The sequence below is a fragment of the uncultured Methylophaga sp. genome, from assembly GCF_947259025.1.
Lineage (GTDB): Bacteria > Pseudomonadota > Gammaproteobacteria > Nitrosococcales > Methylophagaceae > Methylophaga.
The window spans coordinates 517,948-529,562 of record NZ_CAMYKO010000004.1 but is presented as its reverse complement, the minus strand read 5'-3'; the positions used below and the strand labels follow the sequence as shown (position 1 = coordinate 529,562).

Sequence of the window (11,615 nt, the reverse complement as noted above, 5' to 3'; positions counted from 1 at the left end):
TCTGTCCAACTATCATGACGCAAAGACAAACTGCCACGACCGCGATGACTGCCTTGGAAAAACGCAGCATCTCCGGTCTCTCCCTTATTTTTGCCTTAAGAATGCTGGGCCTGTTTATGATCCTGCCGGTGTTTTCAATATCGGCGCATCAATACAGCGGCAGCACGCCGATGCTGATCGGTCTGGCAATCGGCGCATACGGTCTGACCCAGGCGCTGCTGCAGATCCCGTTTGGCATGCTCTCCGATCGCTTCGGCCGCAAACAAATCATCACCCTCGGTCTGTTGCTGTTCGCCGCCGGCAGTGTCGTTGCTGCGCTCGCCGAAAGTATTGAAATGGTTATTATCGGCCGTCTGTTGCAGGGCAGTGGCGCCGTCGCTGCCGCCGTCATGGCATTGACCGCCGATCTGACCCGCGATGAACAGCGCACCAAAGCCATGGCCAGCATCGGTATCAGCATCGGCATGTCTTTTTCCATCGCTTTGGCGACCGGCGCCGCGCTGGAAAACTGGATTGGCCTGTCCGGTATTTTCTGGGCCACCGCTTTAATGGCCATACTGGGCGTAGCGGTATTACATTTATGGGTGCCGACACCGCATCGACGGGTTAGTCACCGCGATATTGAGCCGGTTCCCAGACAGTTCGGCAAAGTGCTGCGTAATCCCCAGATCATGCGGCTGGTGTTCAGTATTATGGTTCTGCACCTGCTTTTGACCACCAGCTTCTTTGCCCTGCCATTGGCGCTGCAAGACAGTGCCGGTCTCGACAAAAGCCAGCATGTGATGGCCTATCTGCCGATCCTGTTACTGGCTTTTGTGGCGATGGTGCCGTTTATCATCATTGCCGAAAAAAAGCGCAAAATGAAACCGGTCTTTCTGGGCGCCATCGCGGTGTTGGGCATCGCGCAGTTGGGTTGGGCCATATTCCCGACATCGCTGGCCCTGATCCTGTTTTGTCTGTGGCTGTTTTTCACCGCGTTCAATATTCTTGAAGCCAGCCTGCCGTCAATGATGTCCAAGCTGAGTCCGCTGGAGAATAAAGGCACGGCAATGGGAATCTACTCCAGCGCCCAGTTTATCGGGGCCTTTATCGGCGGCGCCATGGGCGGGGTGTTATATCAGCAATTCGGGCTGCAGGGTATTTTCTTGGCCAGCAGCCTGCTGATTGTGGTCTGGCTGCTGCTGGTATTACCCATGCAGGCGCCACGACATTACAGCAGCCGCATTATTCATTTGAATGAGCTGGCGATGACCGATATTGAGCAGTTCATTAACCGGCTCAATGCCATTAAAGGTGTGAAAGAAACTGTGGTGGTGCCTGAAGAGCAGGTCGCTTATGTGAAGTTCTCGCCGGAAGAAACCGATGTTTCCGAACTCGAGTCTTTTGCTTTCCAGTCATAGCATCGTAGAATAGACCAATTAATTTTTAACCAAGGAATAAGCCATGTCAGTCAACAAGGTCATCCTCATCGGCCGCCTGGGCACAGAGCCTGAAAGCCGCGCCTTTCCTAACGGTGGCTCAGTCTGCAATCTGCGTATTGCCACCTCGGAAACCTGGAAAGACCGCCAGACCGGTGAGCGCCAGGAACGCACCGAGTGGCACCGCGTAGTACTGCGCAACCGCCTCGGTGAAGTCGCCCAGCAATATCTGCATAAGGGCTCGCAGGTCTACATTGAAGGTCGCATTCAGACCCGTAAATGGCAGGGTCAGGATGGCCAGGATCGCTACACCACCGAGATCGTCGGCAATGAAATGACGATGCTCGACAGCCGCGGTGGCAGTGGCGGCGGTGGTGGCGACACCTCCTTCGACCAGCGTCCGCAGCAACAGCAACAATCCGGCGGCTACAATGCACCGCAACCGGCTTCCAGCTCTGCCGGTCCGGATTACGGTGGTGATTCTGACTATTACGATGACGATATTCCGTTCTAGCGATCACCGAGAACAAAGCATGAAAAAGCCCCTGCCTCAGGGGCTTTTTTTTGCCCTGCGCCATGACATGCGGGCAAATTGATGAAATTTTAATGACAGGGATTGATCAGCACCCCGAACAGTGGGAGCATCAAGCTATAACAACGATAAAGGCACACGCATGAATAAAGTGGCTCACACTACCATCCGCCCGGTTCGCAGCCTGAACCTGTTATCCCAGGATGAAATTTTCAAACTGAGTAATCCCAGCGCTTCTCTGCACAAGCTGTTTCGCGACTGTGCGCTGGCCATCCTCAACACCGACAGTGAACAGGATGACGCCGAGGAAATCTTCAACACCTTTGCTGACTTTGATATCCGGCTGAAACCGCAGCCACGCGGCATAATGCTGGAAATTCTCAATGCACCGGCCCAGTCTTTTGTTGACGGTAAAATCATCCGCGGTATTCAGGAACATCTGTCTTCGGTATTACGCGATATTGTTTATACCGACTTCAAGATCCTGGCCGAAGAAGCCAATGATCCGGCCAAGATCACCGATAAGGTATTCCGCATTCTGCGTAATGCCGGCGTGGTGAAACCAGCCGTTTCACCCAACCTGGTGGTGTGCTGGGGCGGCCACTCCATTCCGCGTGATGAATACGATTATGCCAAGCAGGTTGGCTATGAGTTCGGGCTGCGCGGTCTGGATATCATCACCGGCTGCGGCATTGGTGCCATGAAAGGACCGATGAAAGGCGCGGCGGTCGGCCACGCCAAACAGCAGATTAAAAACGGTCGTTACATCGGTATCAGTGAACCGGGCATCATCGCCTCGGAGTCACCCAATGCTATCGTCAATGAACTGGTGATCATGCCCGATATCGAAAAACGGCTGGAAGCCTTTGTCCGCCTGGGCCATACCATCGTGGTCTTTCCGGGTGGCGTGGGCACGGTTGAAGAAATCATGTATCTGCTCAGCATCTTGCTGCACCCGGATAATCAGCAGGGGATTCCGCTGGTGTTTGCCGGGCCGGAATGCTGTCGTGATTATTTTGAAACGCTGGATAATTTTTTACGTCAGTGCCTGGGCGATGAGGTCAGTGAGCTGTATCAGATCGTCATTGGTGAACCCGATAAAGTCGGCGCTATCGTGCGCGAATCCGTAGAACAGGTTCATCGCGATCGTTATTCCAGTCAGGATGCCTTTTATTTCAACTGGCAGCTCAATATTGATCCCGAACTGCAGTTTCCGTTTGTGCCCACCCATGCCAATATGGCCAATCTGAAACTGGACCCGGCCCTGCCAAAACATGAGCTTGCCAGCCAGATCCGCTCTGCTTTTTCCGGCATTGTGGCGGGCAACGTCAAAGCCTTCGGCATTCGAGAAGTGGCCAAACACGGGCCATATATCATTGATGGTGATCCGGCCATTTTGCAGGCTATCGATCATCTGCTGCAGGTGTTTGTCAGCGAACAAAGGATGAAACTGGGACAGGATAAGAAAGCCTACCGGCCCTGTTATCAACTGGCGAAAAAATCAGCCTAGGGCGATACAATCTCTAACGCGGTCACATAGACCAGTTCGCAGGCATTGTCACCGGTATCTTCGCGTGTCAGCGAACTTTGCCAGCGCCAGCCATCGCTGGCCTGGGCCCGGATTAACTGGCCCTGCAGACTGATAATCTGCCCGCTGCGGACGTTATCCAGCATCGCTGCCACTTGCTCATTGGCCGGCACCATATGCATATTGGCGCTCTGGGTTTCAATCGCCCGCCGAGGAATCGGAAACTCATCAACCCGCCAACGATACCAACGGCCGGACTGGCTGATACCAATCTGGGCCAGCACGCTCTCATCCGACATCTGCTGCCAGCCTAAAGCCAGATCGGTAGGTGCCAATTCACTCTCACGATCCAGCATATAATCCTCACGAGACAAAACCTTGGCTTTCATCTCAATATCGGCCAGTGGGGTAATCAGATACTGCGAATGCGCAAAATCTTCGCCATTGTCTATCGGCGTTTGCCGGGGTGGTTGCTCCACTTTCACCCCCGGCCCCAGACTGACAGTTTCGGCTGCCCGGCACTGCCAGACAAACACCGCAATCAGGATCAGGAATAACAGATTGCGGCCAGTCATGACTTTTCCAGATTAAAGCGTTTCGCTGCCAGTATCACCAGCAACAATACCGGCAAGCCCATCAGCGCAGTGGATAAAAAGAAGCCCTGGTAGCCAATGCTTTCCACCATTGATCCCGAGTAGCCGCCCAGCACCTTAGGCAACAGGGTCATCAGCGAAGAGAAAATCGCATACTGCACGGCAGTAAACGAGATATTGGTCAGACTCGACAGGAAAGCCACAAACGCCGCTGTTGCGAGGCCGGCAGACAGATTATCGGCTGAAATCACCACATACAGCATCCACACTTCATTGCCCATGCCGGCCAGCATCATAAACAACAGGTTGGTAGCCGAGGACAGGATCGCACCCAGCAGCAAAATCCGCATCACGCCAAAGCGCATCGACAGGATGCCGCCCAGGAATCCCCCTACCAGCGTCATCAACAAGCCAAAGGTTTTCACCACCGTGGCAATTTGTGGCTTGGTGAAGCCCATGTCCTGATAAAACACATTGGCAATCACACCGAGCACGATATCGGAAATGCGATACAAGCCCACCAAAGCCAGCAGTAACCACGCCAGCGACCAGCCATAACGGCGGAAGAAATCCTGTACCGGTTCGACGTAACTTCGGGCCAGCAAATCCCGGTTGACCCAGTCAAAGCCCAGGCATAACTTGGCCAGCAACACTGCTACCAGTGTTGCCAGGATAAAACGCAGCATTTCAATCAGCACCGAAGCCAAAGCTGGGTTATACACCCAACCGGTCAATATCGTTTTAAGCTGGATGACCAAATCGCCACTGGCCGCAAAAAAGCCGATAAAGCCACTGACGCCGACCACAAAAGTAAAAAACAGCCCCAGGTAGTCAGCGGCTCTTTGTGAAGTCTCGCCACGGTTCACTTCAGGCTCTTTAATCACCAGGGTGGTGATAATGCCAATCAGCATCAGCCCAGCCATGGCGATATAGGTCAGTTGCCAGGCGTCATAACTATAGTCGTCCGCTGTTGAACCGAACAAACTGGCCAGATACAGCGCGCCGGCCCCTGCCAGCAGCATGCCGATACGATATCCGGCGATATAACTGGCTGACATCATGGCCTGCAAATCCGGACCGGCTGATTCAATCCGGTAGGCATCGATCACCACATCCTGGGTCGCCGCGGAAAAGCCCAGCAATACGGCCGCCAACGCCATCAGCGTTAGCCCCTGACTGGCCGGATCAATCATGGCCATCAACACAATCGCCAGTACAATCATCAGTTGTGACAGCAATAACCAGGCACGACGCCGCCCCAGCGTCCTAGTCAGCAGCGGTATGGGAATCACATCGACCAGCGGCGCCCAGATAAATTTAAAGGAATAGCCCAGCGCAGCCCAGCTGAAATAAGTCACCGCGGCGCGTTCCACCCCGGCTTCACGCAGCCATAGACTGAGCGAGGAAAAAATCAGTAGTAGCGGCAGTCCGGCAGCAATCCCGTAGAACAGCATCGTCACCACCCGCGGATGGGAAAATGCCTGCAAACTCTGCTGCCATGAACGTAGATGTGCTATCAAGCCGGACTCTCTGATCGGGTTAAGCAGCTAAAGTATCATTGACGCATCAGGCAATCCACTTTGGCTGTCACAACAACAGATGTCAGCGCGGTCAAATGATGAGAAAATATAGAGAATACCAATCCCACTGCCAACCAACATGAGTCGACAACGGAAAATTATTCACGTTGATATGGATGCTTTTTTCGCTTCCGTAGAACAACGCGACCATCCCGAGTATCAGGGCAAACCGCTGATCGTCGGAGGTCAGCCCGACAGCCGTGGTGTGGTCGCGGCCTGCAGTTATGAAGCCAGACAGTTTGGCATTCACTCGGCCATGCCCTGCGCCCGGGCCTACCGTTTATGTCCGCAAGCCATTTTTGTGCGACCGCGTTTTGAAGCCTACCGTGAAGTCTCCGGCCAAATCCGCGAGATTTTCTGGCGCTATGCCAGTGAAGTCGAGCCGCTGTCGCTGGACGAAGCCTATCTCGATGTCAGCTATACCGCCGATTTCAATGGTTCGGCAACACTCATCGCCAAGGCAATCAAGCGCGATATCCTGAAAGAAACCCGTCTCACTGCCTCGGCCGGCGTTTCCTATAACAAGTTTCTGGCCAAGATTGCTTCCGATATGGATAAACCCAACGGCCTCTATGTGATTCGCCCTGAACAGGGCGAAAAGTTTGTGGAAACCCTACCCGTCGGCAAGTTTCACGGTATCGGTCCGGCTACGGAAACCAAGATGAAACAACTGGGCATAGAAACCGGCCTGGATTTACGCAATAAAACACTGGCACAACTCACCGACCGTTTCGGCAAAGCCGGCCAGTATTATTTCAATATCGCCCGCGCCATTGATGAACGGCCGGTACGCAGTACCCGCACCCGTAAATCTTTGGGCAAGGAAACCACCTTTGCACAGGATATTACTTCTGTTACCGAACTAACGGCCAAATTACTGGATCTTGCCGAGATCGTGTTGGAAAGTCTTGCTAAACAGAAGCTAAATGCAAGAACCGTGACGGTCAAAGTGAAATATGCTGACTTTCAGCAGATCACCCGGGCGCATACGCTGGAACATAGCATCGCACTCGGTGATTTACGTGAAGTGATTCCTATGCTGTTGGCGCGGACTGAAGCAGGCAAAAATCCGGTCAGGTTAGTGGGCTTGAGTTTGAGTGGGTTTGATGCAGGAAAATCAGAAGATCTGCAGTCACAGCTAGATTTAGCCTTCAGCGACCCATTTTGATGAGTGTCCGACGCTTAGGGAAAATCTCTTATACCCTCACGTTAGAAGTCAGGGTATGTTTATAAAAACTATCAGTCAGGATAAAAAGGAAATGGATTTTCGCTTCAATAAGACTTTTTTCATTCGCCTTTGCGGGGTGCTGCTAAGACTGTTCATTATCTACTTGATAATACCCGTGACTTTGATGTTTTTGATAGCACTGTACTACACCTCATTGGAACTCGGCCCCATGTTAGAACTGGCAGATGAACTCTCACGTTTTAACTACCCGACGCTTTTGATTCTGATTAGCCTGATTCCTCTCGGAATGACTTATTGGTGGCAACGTGACAACAAACCACTACTTTGTTTGTGCATGAGTTTACTGGTACTACATGGGGTTTCAATGGAATACTTTGATGTCATGCCTTACGTTACTTTTGAAACCAGTAGCGGACGGGCATTGGAGTATATGATATCCCCCAGCATGCTGATCATGACTGTGCTGCTCTTATTCAGCACTCTCCACTTTTTGTTACCAAATCAATACAGCAGACCGTACCTGTCACTATTACCTTTTTTCCTGCTCATCAGTTGGTACTATCAAGCTGTCGCTCCGGTACTGGGTGGACTGGTTGGAATTTTAAGTGCCGATCCAACATCACCACTAACAAAAGCTGATGCTCTAGAATTCGTAATCTATAATGTCAAGTCTGTTCAGGGACTGTGGTTTTTCTACTCAGTGCCTCTCTGTATATATCTACTTGCAAGGTTTTGGCAGCCCCTGACTGATTTCCTGGCAGGTAGAATCCGTCATTTCCAGCGAAGAAGAGTCAATCGTAATATTCGATTGTGAACTGTGAGAAAGGGCTGAATCGAGTTTCTCCCTAACTTTAATTTCACATCGCCAAAATTCCCCGTTTATGCTGACGAGTAGCGTAAGCTTGTCTGGGAGAAGGTCGGGCAGTGTCTGAGCGACAGCGAGTTTTGGTCGACCGCCAGACAGGCTGAGCAACGCAGTGAAGCCGATAGGCCAGCATAGTCGGGTGCCCTAGGGTTGTTAGGGAAATGGGCAAGCATTTCCCTGACTCGCCCACGAGGCGAAATTAATCCACGCAATACAGGGGGCAGCAAACTCAATATTGGGCCTAGATTGCCACGCAGGCATAGCCTGCTTGCAATGACTTAAAGAGAGCAAGAATCAAGGTGCAGCGTTTCACCCTAACTTTAATTTCGCTTCGCCAAAATGCCCCGTTTATGCTGACAAGTAGCACGCCCTTTGCTTGTTAGGGGCATGGCGCAAAAGCCCTGACTCGCCCACAAGGCGAAACTGCTAGGTCATCGAAGATAAACAAACTCGAATTTGCCATAATGGCGCTTTGCCAGTTTTTGAATTGCTATGGATATTAAAGGACAAACTGCACAGGAAGTGCTGCAAAACGTCTTTGGTTACGACCAATTCCGCCATAATCAGGCCGCCATTGTCGAGCAGGTGATCAACGGTGGCGATGCGCTGGTATTGATGCCCACCGGTGGCGGTAAGTCGCTTTGCTATCAAATCCCCGCTTTGGTTCGCCCCGGCGCCGCCGTGGTGGTCTCTCCCCTGATTGCCCTGATGCAGGATCAGGTAGTGGCTTTGCAGGAACTCGGCATTCAGGCGGCGTTTCTGAATTCCAGCCTGTCGATCAACGAGATGAATGAGGTCGAGGCTCGGCTTGAAGCAGGCAAGATTGATCTCTTGTATGTGGCACCGGAGCGGCTGCTGAGTCAGCGCATGCTGAGCTTGTTGGATCGACTGACTATCTCACTGTTTGCCATTGATGAAGCGCACTGCGTATCTCAATGGGGCCATGATTTTCGCCCCGAATATCAGCAACTGCGCATCCTGCATGAACGTTTCCCCACTATTCCCCGCATTGCGCTGACGGCCACCGCTGATAAACGCACCCGCGGCGAGATTATCGAGCAACTCAATCTGCAGCAGGCTGAGGTCTACCTCAACAGCTTTGACCGCGACAATATTTTCTACTCAATTGCCGAGGCACGTCAGGCCCGGCAACAGTTATGGCAGTTTATCGAGAGCCAGCATGCTAATGACGCCGGTATTGTTTATTGCCTGTCGCGCAAAAAAGTCGAAGCCACGGCGGACTGGCTGCAACAGCAGGGCCGCACCGCTCTGCCCTATCATGCCGGGTTATCGGCAGAGTTACGGGCTCATACCCAGCAACGCTTTTTGCGCGAGGAAGGCGTGATTATCGTGGCCACTATTGCCTTTGGTATGGGCATTGATAAACCTGATGTACGCTTTGTGGCGCATCTGAATTTGCCCAAGAATATCGAGGCTTATTACCAGGAAACCGGCCGCGCCGGTCGCGACGGTCTGCCCGCCAACGCCTGGATGGCCTACGGCCTGCAGGATGTGATTACTTTGCGCCAGTTTATGCAGGACTCCGATGCGCCGGAGATGGTTAAACGCGTCGAGCATCACAAGTTGGAAGCGATGCTGGGTTTATGCGAACTGATTACCTGCCGCCGCCATGCCCTGCTCGCTTACTTTGACGAGGATGCCCCGCAAAAATGCGGTCAGTGCGATAATTGCGTCAATCCACCGGAACAGTTTGATGCCACCGAAATCGCCCAAAAAGCCTTGTCCTGTGTGTTTCGAACCGGCCAGCGTTTTGGCGTCAACTATCTGATTGATGTGCTGCTGGGCAATGAGGATGAGCGCATCAAACACAATCAGCATGATCAAATCAGCACCTTTGCTATTGGCACCGAGCTGAATGCCACGCAGTGGCGGGGCATATTCCGGCAACTGGTGGCAACCGGATACCTGGATATTGATATCAACCGATACGGGGCTTTGCGTTTAACCGAAAAGTGCCGGGCCTTGCTCCATGGCAAACAGACGTTGCATTTACGCAAGCAACAGCAAAAACAGGCGGCTGCCAAAACCGGCAAGAAAAAAACAACGGTGCGCCCTCAGGATGAAGCGCTGTGGGAAGCGTTGCGAACGCTGCGTTCAGATATCGCCAAGGACAATGGCGTACCGCCCTATGTGATTTTCCATGATTCGACGCTGCTGGAAATGTGCCAGTACCGGCCTGCCGATATGGAAGCCATGCAGCGTATTTCCGGGATCGGCAAGCAAAAGCTGGAACATTACGGCCGGCCCTTTCTCAAGGTGATTGAGGCGCATCCCTTGTCTGAACTGCTCAATAATGGTTTGAGCGATACCGTCAATCAGACGCTCATGATGCATGAGCAGGGTCTGAACCCGGCGCAGATTGCAGCCGACAGAGAATTGAAACCAAGCACGGTCTACAGCCATTTATCAGACGGCATCAGTGCTGGCCTGTTGGATGTCAAACAGGTGCTGGGGCTGGAAGACAAGCAACTCAATGAAATCGTCGTCACCATCGAGTCTCTGGGAGAAAAAGCCGAGAGCCTGAAGGCGGTGCATCAGGCCCTCGATGAAACATACTACTACGGCATTATCCGCTGTGTTCAAGCTTCACTGCAGTAGGGCCTCCCTGTATAGCGACTTGTCGTAGACCAGTAATGGTGTCATGCCGACTGCAATGGAGGCACCTTTCCCAGGCTTTGGAGCGAGATCCTTCGGCTCTTGCTCAGGATGACAGGTGGGTCTTATGCTGAGCGTGAGATTCAATCTCATAGTCATAATCAATGGTGAGCGGTGCATGATCGGAAAAACGCTCGGCCTGATAAATCTCGGTGGCTTTGACCGTGTCTTTCATTGACGGTGACAGGATATGGTAGTCGATCCGCCATCCCACGTTGTTATCCCAGGCCCGCCCCCGGTTCGACCACCAGGTATATTGATGCTCTTCCTGCGGCAGTTCGCGGAAGGCGTCGATAAAGCCCATCTCATCAAACAGCTTATCCAGCCAGGCGCGTTCTTCAGGCAGGAAACCGGAGTTTTTCTGGTTGCCTTTCCAGTTGCGGATATCTTCGTTTTTGTGGGCGATATTCCAGTCACCGCAGATCACCACATCGCGGCCGGAGTCTTTCATTGCCTGCATTTTGTCTTCGAAGAAATCCATGCAGCGATATTTGACCTGCTGGCGCTCTTCCTTGGATGAGCCCGACGGCATATACAGCGAAATGACGCTCAATTTGCCGAAACGTGCCTCAATATAACGGCCCTCAACGTCAAATTCGGGATTGTCCATGCCCACAATCACTTCGTCTGGTTCAGTGCGGCAATACAGGGCCACCCCGCTATAACCTTTTTTCTCAGCATCGTGGTAATAACAGTGATATCCTTGCGGCGTGAAAACGGCGTCTTCCAGCTGATGGACCTGGGCCTTGGTTTCCTGAATACAGACCACATCGGCATTCTGCTTGAGCAGCCAGTCAAAGAAGCCTTTACGTGCTGCGGCGCGAATACCATTGACGTTGACGGTGATGATGCGCATAAATTTCCCTGAGCTTAAAATTTTCACATCATACCATTTACAAAGGCTATGAAAATCAGGATAATGGCCGGTTCATCAATTATTGATAGTAGAATTTTTTAGGAGAAGCACTTTGGCAAACTCGGCACAAGCAAGAAAACGCGCGCGTCAAGCGGAAGTTCATCGTCAGCGCAACGCCAGCCAACGTTCAGCGATGCGTACCAGCATCAAAGCACTGAGAAAAGCAATTGCAGCTGGTGATAAAGAAAAAGCTGTTGCTGCTTTCCAAGCTGCTGTTCCGCAGATGGACCGCATGGCTCGCAAAGGTATTATTCACAAGAATACTGCTGCCCGCGGCAAAAGTCGTCTGAACAACGCTGTTCGCGCAATGTAATACAG

10 protein-coding genes are annotated in these 11,615 nt (G+C 52.3%); 7 read left to right on the top strand and 3 right to left on the bottom strand.

All coding sequences use genetic code 11. The features are described from left to right. Nucleotides 1-14: 14 nt before the first annotated feature. From Q0X64_RS05860 to ppnN, 3 genes are all read left to right on the top strand, one after another. Nucleotides 15-1,400 (top strand): MFS transporter, encoded by a 1,386-nt coding sequence (locus tag Q0X64_RS05860; RefSeq protein ID WP_297809793.1) that lies wholly within the window; start codon nucleotides 15-17, stop codon nucleotides 1,398-1,400. A 43-nt stretch (nucleotides 1,401-1,443) separates the two neighbouring features. Further along, a complete protein-coding gene (ssb, locus tag Q0X64_RS05855; RefSeq protein WP_297809790.1) occupies nucleotides 1,444-1,932 on the top strand; it encodes a single-stranded DNA-binding protein in 489 nt (162 codons plus the stop codon). Between the two features lie 160 nt (nucleotides 1,933-2,092). Beyond that, complete coding sequence (gene ppnN, locus Q0X64_RS05850; protein WP_297809787.1) at nucleotides 2,093-3,460, top strand: nucleotide 5'-monophosphate nucleosidase PpnN; 1,368 nt, start codon at nucleotides 2,093-2,095, stop codon at nucleotides 3,458-3,460. Here ppnN and Q0X64_RS05845 read toward each other — a convergent pair. After that, on the bottom strand, nucleotides 3,457-4,053 hold the full coding sequence (locus tag Q0X64_RS05845) for a hypothetical protein (protein ID WP_297809785.1): 597 nt from the start codon (nucleotides 4,051-4,053) through the stop codon (nucleotides 3,457-3,459). The two genes, ppnN and Q0X64_RS05845, sit on opposite strands and share 4 nt — an antisense overlap. After that, nucleotides 4,050-5,591 carry an MFS transporter gene (locus Q0X64_RS05840; RefSeq protein WP_297809782.1) on the bottom strand — a complete coding sequence of 514 codons (1,542 nt, stop codon included), beginning with the start codon at nucleotides 5,589-5,591 and terminating at the stop codon, nucleotides 4,050-4,052. The genes Q0X64_RS05845 and Q0X64_RS05840 overlap by 4 nt, the downstream gene beginning before the upstream one ends. A 139-nt stretch (nucleotides 5,592-5,730) precedes the next feature. On the opposite strand from Q0X64_RS05840, the gene dinB reads away from it, so the two are divergent. The 3 genes from dinB (at nucleotide 5,731) to recQ (ending at nucleotide 10,324) form a co-directional block, all read left to right on the top strand. Next, nucleotides 5,731-6,819 carry a DNA polymerase IV gene (dinB, locus tag Q0X64_RS05835; protein ID WP_297809779.1) on the top strand — a complete coding sequence of 363 codons (1,089 nt, stop codon included), beginning with the start codon at nucleotides 5,731-5,733 and terminating at the stop codon, nucleotides 6,817-6,819. A gap of 91 nt (nucleotides 6,820-6,910) precedes the next feature. Continuing rightward, entirely contained in the window at nucleotides 6,911-7,654 is a 744-nt protein-coding gene (locus Q0X64_RS05830) for a hypothetical protein (RefSeq protein ID WP_297809776.1), read from the top strand. A 543-nt stretch (nucleotides 7,655-8,197) separates the two neighbouring features. Then, nucleotides 8,198-10,324 carry a DNA helicase RecQ gene (gene recQ, locus Q0X64_RS05825; RefSeq protein ID WP_297809773.1) on the top strand — a complete coding sequence of 709 codons (2,127 nt, stop codon included), beginning with the start codon at nucleotides 8,198-8,200 and terminating at the stop codon, nucleotides 10,322-10,324. A gap of 103 nt (nucleotides 10,325-10,427) precedes the next feature. Here the strand turns inward: recQ and Q0X64_RS05820 are convergent, their stop codons facing one another. Then, a complete protein-coding gene (locus tag Q0X64_RS05820) occupies nucleotides 10,428-11,237 on the bottom strand; it encodes an exodeoxyribonuclease III (RefSeq protein ID WP_297809770.1) in 810 nt (269 codons plus the stop codon). Between the two features lie 112 nt (nucleotides 11,238-11,349). On the opposite strand from Q0X64_RS05820, the gene rpsT reads away from it, so the two are divergent. Next, nucleotides 11,350-11,610 carry a 30S ribosomal protein S20 gene (rpsT, locus tag Q0X64_RS05815; RefSeq protein WP_297809767.1) on the top strand — a complete coding sequence of 87 codons (261 nt, stop codon included), beginning with the start codon at nucleotides 11,350-11,352 and terminating at the stop codon, nucleotides 11,608-11,610. Nucleotides 11,611-11,615 lie beyond the last annotated feature (5 nt).